The organism is Roseovarius azorensis (genome assembly GCF_900109455.1).
In the GTDB taxonomy this organism is placed as follows: Bacteria; Pseudomonadota; Alphaproteobacteria; order Rhodobacterales; family Rhodobacteraceae; genus Roseovarius; species Roseovarius azorensis.
Map to the genome: position 1 here is coordinate 60,906 of NZ_FOAG01000007.1, position 15,345 is coordinate 76,250.

The following is a 15,345-nucleotide window of genomic DNA, read 5'->3' on the forward strand; positions in this document are numbered from 1 at the left end:
GGATGTTTATCCATGCCTGAGAGGACAAGATGCAAGTTGCCAAATGGGGAAACTCCCTTGCCGTCCGGCTGCCCGCAGATCTGGTGCGGGAACTCGGCTTAAAGGAAGGCGATCAGGTCGACCTGGTAAAGGACGATGGAACCATTCGTGTGAGACGCCAACCTCGCGCTGATGAAGTCCTACAGGGGCTAAGGCGTTTTCGCGGAAAACTGCCCAAGGACGCGCGTCTAGGCCGCGACGCCGCGCATGAGCGCTGAATTCGCAGATACGAATGTTGTGCTCTACCTGCTCGACGATGGTCCAAAGGCTGAGAGGGCAGAGGAAATTCTGGGGCAGGGACCCCGGATCAGCGTCCAAGTCCTGAACGAAGCGATGGTAAATTGCCGGCGGAAAGCTGGTCTCAGTTGGGAAGATACCGGAGCGTTTCTTGAGGGTATTAAGTCCTTATGCCCTGTCGAGGACCTCACGATTCAAACCCATCAAGTGGGTCGCGCGTTGGCGGAGAAATACCAGTTATCGGTCTATGACGCGATGATCGTGTCTGCCGCGCTGCTCGCTGGGTGCACGACGTTATGGACTGAGGACATGCACGACGGATTGCTAGTCGAAGATCGGCTGCGCGTCGTCAATCCATTTGCCTGACCAGCAACCCAAGTCGCTCCGCCCGTTCCAACAGCATTCTGACTGAGGAAGGCTGCCAGCTGGTGCGACCGCGAGGGGTGCGCTCACGCATGGATTCCAGTTGGTAGCAGATTGCCTGCAAGGTGATCTCGGGGTCAGCACCTTTGATTGCCGCGACAATCGCGGGCAGGCGATCGTCGGTTTCGCGACGTCCAGCGCGTCCAAGCACTTCAGCGGGCAGAAAGCCGTCGCGCACATATGCTTTCACGGCGCGGAGCAGGCGGCTTTGGGTCCAATGGCGATCTGGGGGCAGGGGGCCATTGATAATCCGCAGGACGTCTTCCCAAGCCATATCGGGGCGCAAGCGGCGCACATGGGGCACCCAATCTTGCGCGGTCTCGTTCAGGCGCTCCATGTAGCCGTCCTGTCGCGCCAGCCGCACCTTGCGCAGCGCGGCGGGATCCTTGGCGCTTAGCCCAGGATTGCCACCAACGCGACCTTTGGCGCGCGCAGAGGCCAGCCCGGCCTTGGTGCGCTCGCGGATTAGGGCGCGTTCGAATTCGGCAGCAGCGCCCAAAACCTGCAACGTAAACTTGCCTTGCGGCGATGCAGTGTCGATCGGGTCTTGGAGGGAGCGGAAGAAGGCTCCTTTGCCCTCCAGCCGCTCAATCACCTCCAGCAAGTGCGACAAAGACCGCGCAAGCCGGTCGATCCGTACGACAACCAGCGTGTCGCCGCTCTGGACGCGTTCGAGCACCCGCGCAAGCACCGGACGCGCGCGATTGCCGCCAGACGCGTGCTCTTCGAAGATTTCGACGCATCCTGCGGCTTGTAGGGCCTCAGACTGGGGCAGGGGGGTCTGATCCTCTGTGGAAACGCGGGCATAGCCAATCAGGGGCATGAAAACGGGCCGTTTGCAATTTAAGATATCGCAAATAAACGACCATTTGCCTGCGGGTGCGGGCCGATTGGTTTTCCCAACCCACCTTAACTACTCTACCCTTTGGGTTGGGTGCGTCTTGACATGAGCAAGTTGAGACGCTATTTATCTAGACAGATAGCTAGCTAGGTGAAAAATGATGTGGACTGTTCAGGATGCAAAAAACAAGTTCAGCGCGGTTGTTGACGCAGCACTTGCCGGCACGCCGCAAGAGGTGACGCGCCGAGGCAAGCCAGCGGTGGTCGTCCTTTCTTCAGATGAGTACCACCGGCTCCTGGAGGGTGCGGTGAAGGCGCGCGAGAGCTTTGCAGAACATCTGATGGCATTTCCCGGTGGGGATATCACTCGCGCCTCGGCCGCACCGCGTGATGTAAGCTTCTGATGTACATTCTCGACACTAACGTCATCTCGGCCGTGCGCCGCCCGGATCGAGCTCCCCAAGTGGCGGCCTGGTTGCGCGGCAAGGCTGAGCAGGAACTTTTTCTGAGTGTCATCACGCTGGGCGAAATTGAGCGCGGCATTCGCCAGCAGGAGACCCGCGACCCTATGTTTGCCAGCGATCTCCGCACGTGGCTCGATCGGACGGTCTTGCTATTCTCGGACCGGCTGCTTGCTTTTGAGGCCGAGGATGCACGCATCTGGGGACGGCTCTCAGCCGAGATCGGCCATACCGGTGCTGATCTGATGATCGCCGCGTCGGCGCTACGTCATGGCGCTATCGTCGTGACCGGGAATATCAGTGACTTTGCGCCGACCGGTGCTGCGTTGGAGAATCCGTTCTAGGCTGAATGCCCTGTGGTAGGGCAGGGGGGTCACAACCCCGCCGCTTTGGTCAGGTTCACCCGGAACCGATCACGGCGACGTTGATAGCGGCGGGTCATCTCGGCCGAGGCGTGGCCGAGCTGCTTCTGGACATAGCGCTCGTCGACCTCGGCCGAAGAGGCCAGGCCGGCACGTAAGCTGTGCCTCGAAAACAGCGCCAGCCGTTCTTTCTCGGGCAGGTCTGACCGGATGCTCGTGTCCAGCACGGTGCGCTTGATAAGTCGCGCAACATGCTTGTCATTGAGCCGCGCCTCCAACGCGCGCTTGCCGTCGCGCGAGGTGCGGACAAAGACCGGCCCGAAGTCGATCTTCGAGAAATGCAGCCATTGTTCCAGCGCATGGACGGGACAGGTCTGATCTGACGAGCCGCGCCCGATCTCGACCTCGCGCCAGCCGGTCTTGCCGTTCAGGGTGAGCAGGGTGCCTTTGTCGAAGATCTCGATCCAGCCGCCGCTGCCGGGAGTGTCGTCCTTGTGGACGTCGAGACTGACGATTTCGGACCGGCGCAGACCACCGGCATATCCGATCAGCAAGATCGCCCGATCCCTGAGCCCACGCAGGTCGAAAGGAAGGGTGGCGACCATCGCGAGAATATCCTCGGCCAGGAGCGCCTCCTTCTGCAGCGGCGGGCGCGCGTGCCTGCGTTTGATCCCGGCCAGCACAGTTGCGATGTGACGGTTCATTCGATCGAGGGTGAAACCGCGTTGCGCGTAATTCCAGGCAAGGCCGGACAAACGGCGGTCGATTGTCGAAACTGATAGGGCAGGGGAGGGGGCCGAACCGGACGCCAGATCGGCCAGGTAGAGCCCAATCATCTCGGGAGACGGCGGTAGAGGCTCGGTGCCCTTCATCCGGCACCAGCGCGTGAAATGCGCCCAATCCTTCGCGTAGGCCGTCAGCGTGTTGTCGGACGCGGCAGCGCGGGCATAGTCGCGGGCGGTGTCGACCAGGCGATCAAGGCTGCCGGACCCCGCGACATGGGAGGGCAGGGCGATCCCATCGCTTTTTTCTTGATTTCTCGCGTCGCCCTGAGCATTATGAATTGCATCAGAGTTTGATGAAGTCGGCTTTTCGTCCTCTGAGGCCATTTTCCAGTGAATCCAGCAATGAAATTGAACTGCTTTCCAGCATATATTTTAATGTCCGATAATGCAAACTTATCATTCATTATTGTTTGCCGACAGGCAGGGCGCTTTAGGCATATTATCGTTGTCAAAAGCGCCGCCGTGATTCATCCTGCTTTTCGATGATTCTGCGGCCCAAACTCCTCTCGCGCCACCCCGGCAAGCTTCTTGACGCGGTGGCCGTCGCTCCGGTGGCCCTGGTCCCGGCCTGGCTGCGCCGGGCAATCCCGGATGCGCAAAGCGTTGCGGGAAAGGAAGTTGAGGAGGTCGCGCTTGCTGCCGGTGCTGCTATCGGCGCCCTCGATGCGGTAGTCCGCCGGCAGGAACGGTGGGCCGGGGTCTGGCGGCAGCGCCTGGCGCTTGTCGCGGCCGCGGTGACGGCACGACAGGCCGGCCGCGTCGAGGATTCTTTGGCATTGCGCGACGCCGTGCTGCTGACACGCCCCGGCGATTTTTTGTCCGTTGGCCCGGCCGGGCTTTTGCTGCTCGCCTGGCGCCGGTTGGTCGACACGCCTGCCGAGAAACTGCTGACCGAGCGGAGCATCGGCGCGGTGTTGGAAGAACTCGGCTACGCCCCGGATGAAGAGGTGGTCAGCGCTCTGGTGGGGGAACTCGGTCAGATCGGCGGCGGGGCAGAGACGGTCGGGATGCTGACCGGTGCTTTTGTGGCCGCCGAACGCTATGGTTTTGGGCCGGCTTTCGGCGCCTGGCTCGCCGACGGTCTGCTGGCGCAGCGGCTGGCGTGGCCGCATGCAATACCGCTGCTGGGCACCGAAGCTGCTTTTTTTGGCATGCGTGCCGGGCATTCACGTCGGGCGGCGACCGGTATGGCGGCAGCGGGCCCTGAGACAGAGCCGGAGCGTGCCAAAAAACTGCTGGCGGCACAGGCGCGGGCGGCGCTGCGCGCCATCGATCTTTTTGCTGAGCTCGGCCGCCGTGCCGAAAAACTGCTGGCCGTCGCGCCGAAACTCAGGGCCAAGGGAGCGGACGCGATCGTCGACCGGTTGTTGAACGAAGACGCGCTCATGGCCTCGCGCGGGGACAAAAAAATGGACAAAAAGATGAGTGACCGGGGGCTACGCCGCCTGTTCGACCGGCTTCTTGTCCTGGGTGCCGTGCGTGAGCTGTCCGGTCGCCCGACCTTCCGCACCTACGGACTGTGACGATGGCGGCTCGTTCGACCAAAACTCGGCGAGACAATGGGGATGGGCAACGACCGTTGCTTGACCGGGAGCTGGATCACCTGCCGCCGGAGGCGCGCTGGCGCGAATGGATGCAGCGCGTTGAGGCAACCATTTTTGCCGCCAGCGAGCCGGTGACACGTAGTGTCCTCGCGCGGGTGGTTGGCGCGGATTGCAACCTCGATCTCTTGATCGACGACATTCGCGAGGAGCTGCGCGGGCGGCCTTACGACCTGGTCGCCGTCGCCGGCGGCTGGAAACATTTGACCCGGCCGACCTATGCCGACGCCATCCGCGCCGCTATGGGCGGCAGTGAGAAGGCGATGGATCTCACGCAATCCGAGGTGCTGGTGCTGATGTGCGTGGCGTATTTCCAGCCGATCACCCGCGCCGAGTTGTCGTCTTTCTTCGGCAAGGAGATCAGTCGTGATTTTATTGGTCATCTGCGCGGCGCGAAGCTGATTGCGTCCGGCCCGCGCAGCCCGACGCCCGGCGCGCCCTACACCTACGTGACGACCAAAGAATTCCTGTTGGAGTTCGGCCTCGACACGCTGCGCGACCTGCCGGATTTCGAGGCGCTCGAAGACGCCGGGTTGCTGTCGAAGGAGAAGCTGCTGGCAGGGGATATTCCGATGGGGATTGCGGGCGGTGAAGATGATGGCGAGGACGAGCAGCCGAGCGTCGGTCTCGTCGACGACGCGATGTGATGAACGGATCATCCTGGTTTTCCTGCGCCCGCCGATGAGAACTCATGACCATGACGACTGATCGTGCGACAGGCGATGACCGGTGAACCTACATGGCGTTGCCGTCAAGCAGGCTGGCCGGAAATAGCACCAACTTGGTGCCGCCGGCATAGCGTCGCGGCGAGAACAGGATGTCACGAAACCCTGCTGCTTGACCTGGTCGGCGGGCTTCCAGGAAGATTCTGATGCTGTCCCGTGTCTTCCTGACGACCAGCACGAAAGCGAATTTGCTCGTGCGAACAAGGCCGGTCTATGCCGATGCGTCGTCTGGCGGGGCAGTTCGCTTTGGAGCGGTTTGGTGATCGCTGAGGGTCTGGGAGAGACTGTGCAGCGCCCTCAGCAATTCTCCCATCGCCATACTGTGGGACAGCCCGTCTTTTTCGACGACCTTGATCAGCGCCTCGATATGGGCGCTGTCGGTATCCCACGGATTCGAAGAAGTTTTCATAAAGCATCGATTCAGGGGCAACGCGCGGGCGGCCAGGAGCGGGATGCCGCCCGCCGTGTTGCCTGATTTGCGTACTCGTTACCTGGCGCGAATCCCAATCTCGCTGATTATGGTTAAAATAGCATTACAGACTGCGTTTGAATCAGCACCGAAGCATGCCGCTTTGTCGGGCGGATGCAGCGGCACGAGGGCAATGCCCGTGTCGAACGGACACGACAGGATGGCCTGCTCGATTGTCAGAAACTGAAAGCGAACAGTAGATGTCGGTGTGATCGCCAGGACTGCTGAGCGACCTTACGGAATTCGAGGATTTCGGCTGCCCGCTTTGGCATCGAATGCTCGGTCGTGGTGATTGAGTGTGAAATCGCACCGAACAGTAACCCCGCGTCGAGCAGGATTTATCGACCTGATTTCATTGCGAAAATTAGAATTGTCCAAGGATCTAAGAAGGCGCAAATCGCAACCCTTCGAAAATCTGGGAAAGAGCAGCTGAATCAGACACTTGAGCATGCTGGTGCTTGGGGTTACTGTTCGGCGCGATTTCACAACGTGTATGCGAAACTGATAAAGGTGAAGGCCGCGCCACCTCGATGACAACCTTGTCCGCTACAATGTCGCTTGCACCTATTCGCTGCTGGGCGAGACTGATGGTGCCATCAAATTGCCGGAAATTTGCCTGAAGCAGTTTGGGACCGACATGAAGCAATGGATCAAAAACGACTCTCGATCTCATCCGGGATCATCCGGCAATCAGACGCTTTTAGCGCCGTATTGATGTCCGTCAGCAATGCTATGTTAGGAAGTCAAATGGCTGAGCCGCCCTATCGCGTCCAGGCGTTCAACAGCGCCACGCACTCCGAAAACAGGATGCACGATGATGCGGTGGCGCAAAAATATGGCTTCAGCGGCGGCCTGGTGCCAGGCGTCGATGTCTTTGCGTATATGGTCCACGTTCCGGTGGCGAAGTGGGGACGAGCCTTCCTCGAGCGCGGCCTGATGGAGGTGCGCTTCGCGAAGCCGGTTTACGATGGCGAAACCGTGGTGGTTACGTCCGAGCCTTCAGACGAAGGCCTAGCGATTGCGCTCAACGGCAGCGACGTTCGAGCTGCCGGCAGTGCCTCGCTGCCGGACGCGCCACCCCCGATCTCCGTTGGCGATTATCCCGAGACTGCGCCGGTTGCGGTGCGGGGGCCGGTCGATCTCAGGTCTTACCAGGTCGGCAAATGGCTCGGAACGGCGCCGCGCTCCTGGCCGGGCCAATCTGGAGCGGACTATCGGGCGGAAGTACGCGAAACCGATCCAATCTATGCTCGCGAAGGGTTGGTGCATCCCGGTATGGTGCAGCGGGTTATGAACCGGGTCTTGATGGAGAACGCTTTACTGGGGCCGTGGATTCATCTCGGCAGCCGCATGCAGATGCTGTCCACAGCTGCTTGCGATGAAGAGTTGGTCGCGCGGGCACGCGTTACCGCGAACTACGAAAAGAAGGGCAACCGTTTCGTGGAAGTAGATGCCGTTGTTGTTGCGAACGGCCGGAAGTTGATCGCCCACTGCCAGCACATCGCGATCTATCAACTTCGCGAACGAGCAGCGTGAGGCACAAGGCTGTCGAGCAGCATCGTCACCGGCGCACCCGGTTCTGCAGGCCGTCAAAACAGATAAGGGAACGCAAGACACGCACGTGACAATCGCTCCACCAGACGCGGACGGGGATTCTAGTCGCCTTTCAAGTTTGTCCCCCAGGACAGCCCGTGTCTGCTTCGGCGGCGCGGGCATCCTTACAACGAAAGCAATCAAAGATGCCCAATGCGGCGCTGGTATATCCCGATACGAAGCTCTTTATTGATGGCGAATGGCGTGAGGGTCGCGAATGCCGGACTATTCCGGTTATTGATCCGGCGACCGAGGAGACGATCGGCTCGGTTGCACATACCGCGCGCCGGATCTCGACGCCGCGCTGGCCGCCGCCGATCGCGGCTTCAAACTCTGAAGCTCAACCTCGGCGTTTGATCGGTCTAAGCTGATGTGCAAGGCCGCCGGCTTGCTGCGAGAGCGCGGAGATCGCATCGCCTGGCTCCTGACGCGCGAGCAAGGCAAACCTTTGGCAGAGGCCAAGGGCGAAGTGATGGCGGCGCCGACATCATCGATTGGTTCGCTGAGGAGGCGCGCCGCACTTGCGGCCAGGTGATTCCGGCGCGCGCGCGAAGAGCCATGCAGATGACGCTCAAAGCTGCCGGTCGGTCCGGTGGCCGCGTTCACGCCCTGGAACTTCCCGTCAATCAAACAGTGCGCAAGCTCTCCGCGGCGCTCGCCGCCGGCTGCTCGATCATCGAAGGCGCCGGCACCGCCGCCGGCGGCGCCTGCCGAGCTCCTTGGCGCCTTCGTCGATGCCGGCGTGACCGCCGGGGGTCGTCACTCTGGTCTCTGGCGCGCCGGGGGAGATCTCCGAGTGTGAAAATGCGCCGGCCAGTGACCCCGCGTCGAGCAGGATTTGTCGTGCTGATTTCATTGCGAAGATGAGTGTTGTCCTAGGGATCTCAGAAGGCACGATTGTGACCCTGCGAATCTCACAAAGAGCAGCTGTATCAAACTCTTGAATGTTCCAGTACCTAGGGTCACTGGCCGGCGCATTTTCGCAGCCGATCGCCTAATCAGATTCACGCGCTCGAAGGCGCACTGAGTCAGTCGGTCTGGTCGGCATCGAGGTATCGTCCCTCGGTTCATTACGCTTCGGCACCTTGGGGTCGATTGCACTATTTGGTAGTTTGTTCCGGCGCCGCGTGGAGAGTCTGCCATGTGGCCAGGGCTCGGGACAAGTGTCGGTCCATCATTCCCACTGCCAAATCGGTTCGACGAGCCTCAATGGCTTCAAGTATCTCACAATGATCGTCGTAAGCTTGCGTGCCCCGTGAGTAATCTGAAAAGTATATTATGCGACGCTGTTTTGAGAATTCATAAAATAATTTCACCGTGCGAAGCAGTACTCTATTCTGTGTTGAAGCGACGATTCCAAGATGGAACGCTTCATCCTCAGCCTCAATTGTCTTTTTGCTATCAATTGCAAGCTTCGTTTTGTAGAGGATTTCCCTCAGCCGATCTACGTCCTGATCCCGCCTTCTATCGCAGGAAATCCGTACGCCCTGCAGCTCCAGAATACTTCGCACTTCAAACACGTCCTTAGTCTCTTCAGGCTGAAACGGCAGGCCAGAAGACGCACGAAGAACGAGGGCCTCGATGCTACTTTCCTCAGAATTTCTAAGATAGATCCCAGAGTTAGGCCTTCGCTCAATCACACGCATCGACTCGAGAGCGGCCAAAGCCTCGCGAACCGCCCCGCGACTGACATTGAACCTGTCGGCAAAGTCACGTTCCGACGGCAATCGTTCGTTCGGCTCATAGCGACGCTCATCAATGAATGAGAGTATTTTCCCTACAACGTTCGGGACACCGGCAATCCTATCGCTTTCCGTCTTCTCAAGCATTTTTCGGTCTTTTTTCCAGCCGTCAGTCCATCCCAACCAGGTCCATCCCGATACGGAAGGGTCATAAATCATACGCGTTGCTTGGCAACTCGAACCCAAAGTACCAGTGAAACCCTAGCCGGTCTACCAAATTGGTTAATCCGGCTCCGCGCTGAAGCTGCCATATGCCCGATGGTTAAGCCACCCGTTCATTAAACTCCCCACGGCATGCCTTGCGCGTAGAGATGGCCAAGCGCGGCGCCCGGCCAACACCAAGCCGATGGCCTAGCCGTAAACGCCGTCCGCCGTTCAGGGCCTTCCTCTATCGCCACCGCACCCTCGAGACGCAGGTCGAAACTACCTTGCTCTCGTCAAACTCATTTCAGCTAAAATCTAGATGCAATTCATGGGTCGGTGACCTATAAATGCCCCCGGAACGCTCGGAGAGGCGTTCAGGTAGGAGCCCGACCATGATCAAGATGAGCGTCTACTATCCGGCCCATGGCGGCTCGAAGTTCGACCACGATTACTACTGTGCCAGCCACCTGCCACTGATCAGAGAACGAATGGGCGATGCCTGCCTGCGCTACGAGATCGAGAAGGGCCTAACGGGCCGCGAACCTGGAAGCGCGCCGGAGTTCGTCGCAGCGTGCCACATCTACTCACCGAGCCTGGGGACATTCCGGGAGGCGTTCGGCCCACACCGCGCGGAGATCGTCGCGGACGTCGCCAACTATACGGACATCGCACCCATCGTGCAGATCAGCGAAATCGTTGGAGCGTAAGGGCTTCGGTGCGTCAGGCTTGGCCGTTGTCCGGGATCGGCGTCGTGCTCGCCATGACCAGCTAACCGGTGCCGAACAGGTCCACGATCAGGAACGTGTCATTGCCATTCATGCGACAACTACTTTGCTCTCGTCAAGCGCGCTTCAGCCAAAATCTGGATGCGCTCTATGAACCGGTGAAGTAGACCGGCGCTGGCGAACGGTTCCAGAAAGCACCCGAAGCCTGCATCATTAACTCCATCTATCTTCGAAGTAGGGGTCAAAGTTCGGTCGTGCGGATACCCGCCGGGACCAGCGCCGCGTCGATCATTGCCATGACCATGTTCTGCGGGGCCTTGCCGATGTCGATGACATGTCGGCGGTGTCTATAGTGAGGGTGAACATGCGTCTCTCTCCTCACCTGCGAAGAGTAGAGCGAAGGTGCAGCCCGCTCACCGACTTGAGGCCAGCCTGCCGCAAAGTTCATCGGCAAAACCCGCTTCCAAGCACATTCCGCACGCAAAAGCCGTTTCACGCTTTTGCTTGGAAATGGGGTTAGCCCTTGTCCGCGGCCAGGCCTACCTGTTCGACAGCGTGCGCCGCGCAGATTTCGTCGTTGTCCGATGTATCGCCGGAGATTCCGACAGCACCGAGGGTTTCGCCCGCTTCCCCGCGTATCAGGACACCACCGGGAACCGGCACGATCTTCCCGCCGGAAACGCCGGACAGGGCTTGGACAAAATGAACACGCTCGGCGGCGGCCGCGTTCAGCCAGCGGGAGCCCGAGCCGACCGCCAGCGCGCCATAGGCTTTGCCAAAGGCGATCTCGAAGCGGAGCATGGAAGAACCATCCTGCTTCTGGAATGCGATGAGGTGGCCGCCTGCATCGAGCACCGCGACCGAGAGCGGCTTCAGGTTGAGCTCCCGCCCCCGATCCAGCGCGGATTCGATGATGCGATTGGCGACATTCAACGTGATGGTATTCATTGTTTTATCCCGTTCCGAGAACGTTCTCGCCTGCCCCACTGGCCTTCAGCTCCAACCGGCGGGCGTGCAGAACCGGCTCGGTATAGCCGTTCGGCTGGGCGCGGCCCTGCAGCACCAGATCACACGCGGCCTGGAAGGCGATCGAATTCTCGAAATCCGGGGCCATCGGCCGATAAAGCGGGTCGCCCTCGTTCTGCCGGTCGACGACCGCCGCCATGCGCTTCATCGTCTCCATCACCTGATCGCGCGTACAAACGCCATGATGCAGCCAATTGGCGATGTGCTGCGAGGAGATGCGCAGCGTGGCGCGATCCTCCATCAGGCCGACATCGTTGATGTCCGGCACTTTCGAGCAGCCGACACCCTGGTCGATCCAGCGCACGACATAACCCAGGATGCCCTGGGCGTTGTTGTCGAGTTCCTTCTGGATCTCTTCGGGCGTCCAGTTCGGCCGCAGGGCGACGGGGATCGACAGGATGTCGTCGAGCTTGGCCTTCGGGCGGTTTTTGAAACCTTCCTGCACGGCGTGCACATCGACCTTGTGGTAGTGCGTCGCATGCAGCGTCGCGGCTGTCGGCGACGGCACCCAGGCGGTGTTGGCGCCGGCCTTCGGGTGAGCGATCTTCTCAACCAGCATCGCCGCCATCAGGTCGGGCATCGCCCACATGCCCTTGCCGATCTGGGCATGACCGGCAAGCCCGCACTCCAGGCCGGTGTCGACATTCCACGCTTCATAGGCGGAAATCCACGCCGCCTGCTTCATGTCGCCCTTGCGGATCATCGGGCCGGCTTCCATCGAGGTGTGGATCTCGTCGCCGGTGCGGTCGAGGAAGCCGGTGTTGATGAAGACGACGCGTTCGCGGGCTGCACGGATGCATTCCTTGAGGTTGACCGTGGTGCGGCGTTCCTCATCCATGATGCCCATCTTCAGCGTGTTGGGCTGCATGCCGAGCGCCTGTTCGACGCGGCCGAAAAGCTCGACAGCGAACGACACCTCCTCCGGCCCGTGCATCTTCGGCTTGACGATATAGACCGAGCCTGTCCGCGAATTGGCGCGGCGGCCATTAGGGCCGACATCGTGCAGCGCGATCAGGCTGGTGATCATCGCGTCCATGATGCCTTCCGGAACCTCATTGCCGTCGCGGTCGAGGATCGCCGGGTTGGTCATCAGGTGGCCGACATTGCGCACCAGCATCAGCGAGCGGCCGGGCAGAGTCAGTTTGCTTCCGTCGGGTGCCGTATAGTCGCGGTCAGGATTGAGCTTGCGCGTGAACGTCTTGCCGCTCTTCGAGACCTCTTCCTCTAAATCGCCCTTCATCAGGCCGAGCCAGTTGCGGTAGACGGCGACCTTATCCTCGGCGTCGACCGCGGCGACCGAGTCCTCGCAGTCCTGGATGGTGGTAATGGCCGATTCCAGAATAACGTCTGAAATTCCAGCCTCGTCTTGGCTTCCGATGACGTGTTGATCATCAAGGATGATTTCGATGTGAAGGCCGTTTCTCGATAAGAGCAACGAAGACGGATTGTCGACGTCACCTAGGTACCCCGCGAATTGTGAGGGATCGCGCAACCCACCCTCCGAGGAGCCCGTCATCAGTCGAAACTGACCATCTTTAATTTGAGAACTGGTCATGTTTGACCAGCTGTCTGTCTTCAACGGCACGCTGTCATCTAAGAATGCTCGCGCCCACGCGATGACTTTCTCGCCGCGCTTGGGATTGTAGCCATTGCCCTTTTCGGCGCCGTCGGTCTCGGGAATGGCATCGGTGCCGTAGAGTGCATCATAGAGCGAACCCCAGCGCGCGTTGGCGGCATTCAGCGCATAACGGGCATTCATCACCGGCACGACGAGTTGCGGACCGGCGACGGTGGCGATCTCCGGATCGACGTTTTCGGTGGTGACCTTGAAATCCGGACCTTCGTCCAGCAGGTAGCCGATCTCCTTGAGGAAAGCCTTGTAGGCCGCCATGTCGGACGGCGCGCCATTTTCGCGATGCCAGGCGTCGATCTTCTCCTGAATCTCGTCGCGCTTTTCGAGCAGCGCCCGGTTCTTCGGAGCGAGGTCGCGAACGATCTTGGCGAAGCCGGCCCAGAACTCTGCGAGCTTGATGCCGGTGCCCGGCATCGCGCGCTTGTTGACGAAATCGTAGAGCCCGCGATCGACCTGCAACCCGCCGACTTCGATTCGATTTGCCATGTCCAAAGCTCCGTTATGGCGCCCCCACAGGCGCGTATCGTTTCGCGGGTTCGGTGCATAGAAAAACCCTTCCACTTCCAGCTCTGCGCTGACGGAAAGGTTCGTGACGCCGGTCTGAACCCTGATGAATCGGTTTGCGGTATCAATCTCGCGAACATCCCGCACCACGCTATCGGCCGTCGGAAGTGCGCCGCCTGCCAACGATGTCTCCGCACCGCGCGGGATAACCGGAACCCGCAGATTGTGGCAAATTCTCATCGCCGCCGCTACCTCCTCGGTGGTGCGAGGCAGAACCACGGCGAGCAGCGGACATCGGTACGCCGTCAAACGCGTCGCATTCATATGCCTGGGTTTCCTCCGGGTCCGAGACGATCGCGTCCGCGGGCAGGACGGTACTCAACGCGGCGACGATCTCGGGCTTATGGGCGATGATCGCGGCGTCGGGAACGGGCATGGCGATGCTGGACATTGGCTCAATTCCGTCTGACCGAAAGCAGTGAATAACCGGACGCTCCTTCGCGCTCGCCTTCATCGAAGGCACACGAGATGCGCAGGCTCGCGACAAGCAGACTCACGAGCATCACAGCTATTTCCCGCGCGCCGCGCGAGAATCCGGAGCGAAGGGGAAGCGCGATATTCGCTGCGGCGGCTCGCCCGCGATGACCTTGGCGCGTCGAACGGCTGAGACCGAATCCGGAGCGCACGCAGCCGGCCCTGAATCATCCGCAATAGATAATCTTGTCCTTCTCAAGTCGCGATATTTCATCGTCGCCGATGTTGAGGATTGAATTGAGGATGTGCTTCGTATGCTCCCCAAGCATGGGGGGGCTGATGGTGTACTCAATTTCTGTCTGAGAGAATTTGATCGGATTGGCCACGAGCGGCACGGTCTTGCCCGTGGTGTGGGGAAGATTGATCTGCAATTCGCGATGGACGACCTGCGGATGCACGAATGCCTGGTCGAGTCGGTTGATCGATGCGCATGGTACGCCGATGGGTTCGAGAAGCGCGATCCAGTGCTCGGTTGGTTCCTGGGCAAGGCGTTCGGCCACGATCGGGATCAGAGCGTCGCGGTTTTCCAAGCGATCCGTGTTTGTGGTGAAACGGGGGTCGTCGCAGAGCACTTGCAGCCGGGACGCCGTGCAGAACTTCCTGAACTGCTGGTCGTTCCCCACCGCAAGCACGAATGATCCGTTGCTCGATTTGAACACCTGATAGGGCACGATGTTCGGATGGGCGTTTCCATATCGGCGCGGCGGCTTCCCCGTGGTCAGATAGTTCAAGTTCTGGTTGGCCAGAGCGGCAAGCTGGACATCAAGAAGCGCCATGTCGATATGCTGGCCCTCGCCCGTCCGCTCGCGATGCAACAACGCCGACAGCACACCTGTTGCGCTATACATTCCAGTGAGGAGATCGGAAATCGGGACGCCGACCTTCTGAGGGCCGCCGCCGGGCTTGTCGTCCGCCTCGCCCGTGATGCTCATCAGCCCGGATATGGCTTGGATGGCCATGTCGTATCCGGCTACGTTTTTCATCGGGCCGGTCTGGCCGTATCCCGTAATGGAGCAGTACACGATGTCCGGCTTTATGAGCCGGAGCGCTTCATAGTCTAGCCCATACCGTTTCATGTCGCCGACTTTATAGTTCTCTATGAGAACGTCGGTCTTCCTGACCAGAGATCGAACGATGTCCGCGCCTGCTTGCGTGGCGATGTCCACGCAAATCGAGTGCTTGCCGCGATTGGCGCTCAGGAAGTAGGCACTCTCGGTTGTTCCATCAAGATGCGGTGGCCCCCAGTGGCGAGTGTCGTCGCCGGTGAACGGGCGTTCGATTTTCCAAACCGTCGCCCCTAGATCGGCCAAGAGCTGCCCGAGCCAAGGGCCCGCAAGAATCCTCGATAAATCGAGAATTTGGTATCCGCTTAACGGTCCTGCCATATCAACAACCCACATTCGAGATTAATAGCTTCTTTACAGAAGCTGTGGGTAATGCGTAACTGGAGTTACCAGATTGGTCAATCCAATTTTGGCGCCCACCCATCCGGGGCAATATCA

At 60.0% G+C, this 15,345-nt stretch carries 17 protein-coding genes and 1 pseudogene; 10 read left to right on the forward strand and 8 right to left on the reverse strand.

Annotated elements, in window-relative coordinates; translation table 11 throughout:
• Positions 1–29: 29 nt before the first annotated feature.
• Positions 30–257, forward strand: coding sequence for an AbrB/MazE/SpoVT family DNA-binding domain-containing protein (locus tag BSG08_RS11745; RefSeq protein ID WP_093036993.1), 228 nt, complete (start codon positions 30–32; stop codon positions 255–257).
• Positions 247–642: a PIN domain-containing protein gene (locus BSG08_RS11750; protein WP_009815509.1), complete on the forward strand. Its 396-nt coding sequence runs from the start codon at positions 247–249 to the stop codon at positions 640–642. The genes BSG08_RS11745 and BSG08_RS11750 overlap by 11 nt, the downstream gene beginning before the upstream one ends.
• Here the strand turns inward: BSG08_RS11750 and BSG08_RS11755 are convergent.
• The gene (locus BSG08_RS11755; protein WP_093036996.1) at positions 626–1,522 is read right to left on the reverse strand and encodes a recombinase family protein; all 897 of its coding nucleotides are present in this window, start codon (positions 1,520–1,522) and stop codon (positions 626–628) included. The genes BSG08_RS11750 and BSG08_RS11755 overlap by 17 nt on opposite strands.
• A 178-nt stretch (positions 1,523–1,700) precedes the next feature.
• Here BSG08_RS11755 and BSG08_RS11760 point away from each other — a divergent pair, with 178 nt between their 5' ends.
• Positions 1,701–1,943 (forward strand): type II toxin-antitoxin system Phd/YefM family antitoxin, encoded by a 243-nt coding sequence (locus BSG08_RS11760; protein WP_093036999.1) that lies wholly within the window; start codon positions 1,701–1,703, stop codon positions 1,941–1,943.
• On the forward strand, positions 1,943–2,344 hold the full coding sequence (locus BSG08_RS11765) for a type II toxin-antitoxin system VapC family toxin (protein ID WP_093037003.1): 402 nt from the start codon (positions 1,943–1,945) through the stop codon (positions 2,342–2,344). Before BSG08_RS11760 ends, BSG08_RS11765 begins: the two co-directional genes overlap by 1 nt.
• Before the next feature lie 29 nt (positions 2,345–2,373).
• On the opposite strand, the gene BSG08_RS11770 is transcribed toward BSG08_RS11765, so the two are convergent.
• On the reverse strand, positions 2,374–3,471 hold the full coding sequence (locus tag BSG08_RS11770) for a tyrosine-type recombinase/integrase (RefSeq protein WP_093037006.1): 1,098 nt from the start codon (positions 3,469–3,471) through the stop codon (positions 2,374–2,376).
• Between the two features lie 158 nt (positions 3,472–3,629).
• Here BSG08_RS11770 and BSG08_RS11775 point away from each other — a divergent pair, with 158 nt between their 5' ends.
• Both BSG08_RS11775 and scpB read left to right on the forward strand, forming a co-directional pair.
• Positions 3,630–4,670: a DUF1403 family protein gene (locus tag BSG08_RS11775; protein ID WP_093037009.1), complete on the forward strand. Its 1,041-nt coding sequence runs from the start codon at positions 3,630–3,632 to the stop codon at positions 4,668–4,670.
• A gap of 2 nt (positions 4,671–4,672) precedes the next feature.
• Positions 4,673–5,395 (forward strand): SMC-Scp complex subunit ScpB, encoded by a 723-nt coding sequence (scpB, locus tag BSG08_RS11780; RefSeq protein ID WP_093037012.1) that lies wholly within the window; start codon positions 4,673–4,675, stop codon positions 5,393–5,395.
• A 929-nt stretch (positions 5,396–6,324) separates the two neighbouring features.
• Here scpB and BSG08_RS19265 read toward each other — a convergent pair.
• Complete coding sequence (locus BSG08_RS19265; protein WP_139274564.1) at positions 6,325–6,615, reverse strand: hypothetical protein; 291 nt, start codon at positions 6,613–6,615, stop codon at positions 6,325–6,327.
• 74 nt (positions 6,616–6,689) lie between these two features.
• On the opposite strand from BSG08_RS19265, the gene BSG08_RS11790 reads away from it, so the two are divergent.
• From BSG08_RS11790 to BSG08_RS19935, 3 genes and pseudogenes are all read left to right on the forward strand, one after another.
• Positions 6,690–7,478 carry a MaoC family dehydratase gene (locus BSG08_RS11790; protein WP_093037332.1) on the forward strand — a complete coding sequence of 263 codons (789 nt, stop codon included), beginning with the start codon at positions 6,690–6,692 and terminating at the stop codon, positions 7,476–7,478.
• A 203-nt stretch (positions 7,479–7,681) separates the two neighbouring features.
• Entirely contained in the window at positions 7,682–7,906 is a 225-nt protein-coding gene (locus BSG08_RS19705; RefSeq protein WP_245770676.1) for a hypothetical protein, read from the forward strand.
• A pseudogene (locus BSG08_RS19935) lies at positions 7,906–8,402 on the forward strand (aldehyde dehydrogenase family protein). The gene BSG08_RS19705 and the pseudogene BSG08_RS19935 overlap by 1 nt, the downstream one beginning before the upstream one ends.
• Before the next feature lie 233 nt (positions 8,403–8,635).
• On the opposite strand, the gene BSG08_RS11800 reads toward BSG08_RS19935, so the two are convergent.
• Positions 8,636–9,436, reverse strand: coding sequence for a FadR/GntR family transcriptional regulator (locus tag BSG08_RS11800; RefSeq protein WP_217649894.1), 801 nt, complete (start codon positions 9,434–9,436; stop codon positions 8,636–8,638).
• 377 nt (positions 9,437–9,813) lie between these two features.
• On the opposite strand from BSG08_RS11800, the gene BSG08_RS11805 reads away from it, so the two are divergent.
• Entirely contained in the window at positions 9,814–10,128 is a 315-nt protein-coding gene (locus tag BSG08_RS11805; RefSeq protein WP_093037020.1) for an EthD family reductase, read from the forward strand.
• Positions 10,129–10,387: 259 nt separating this feature from the next.
• Here the strand turns inward: BSG08_RS11805 and BSG08_RS11810 are convergent, their stop codons facing one another.
• The 4 genes from BSG08_RS11810 to BSG08_RS11830 form a co-directional block, all read right to left on the reverse strand.
• On the reverse strand, positions 10,388–10,594 hold the full coding sequence (locus tag BSG08_RS11810) for a hypothetical protein (protein ID WP_093037023.1): 207 nt from the start codon (positions 10,592–10,594) through the stop codon (positions 10,388–10,390).
• Positions 10,595–10,662: 68 nt separating this feature from the next.
• Complete coding sequence (locus BSG08_RS11815) at positions 10,663–11,094, reverse strand: GlcG/HbpS family heme-binding protein (RefSeq protein WP_093037026.1); 432 nt, start codon at positions 11,092–11,094, stop codon at positions 10,663–10,665.
• A gap of 4 nt (positions 11,095–11,098) precedes the next feature.
• Entirely contained in the window at positions 11,099–13,633 is a 2,535-nt protein-coding gene (locus BSG08_RS11820) for a malate synthase G (RefSeq protein ID WP_245770677.1), read from the reverse strand.
• Between the two features lie 377 nt (positions 13,634–14,010).
• Positions 14,011–15,228 carry a CaiB/BaiF CoA transferase family protein gene (locus tag BSG08_RS11830; RefSeq protein WP_093037338.1) on the reverse strand — a complete coding sequence of 406 codons (1,218 nt, stop codon included), beginning with the start codon at positions 15,226–15,228 and terminating at the stop codon, positions 14,011–14,013.
• Positions 15,229–15,345 lie beyond the last annotated feature (117 nt).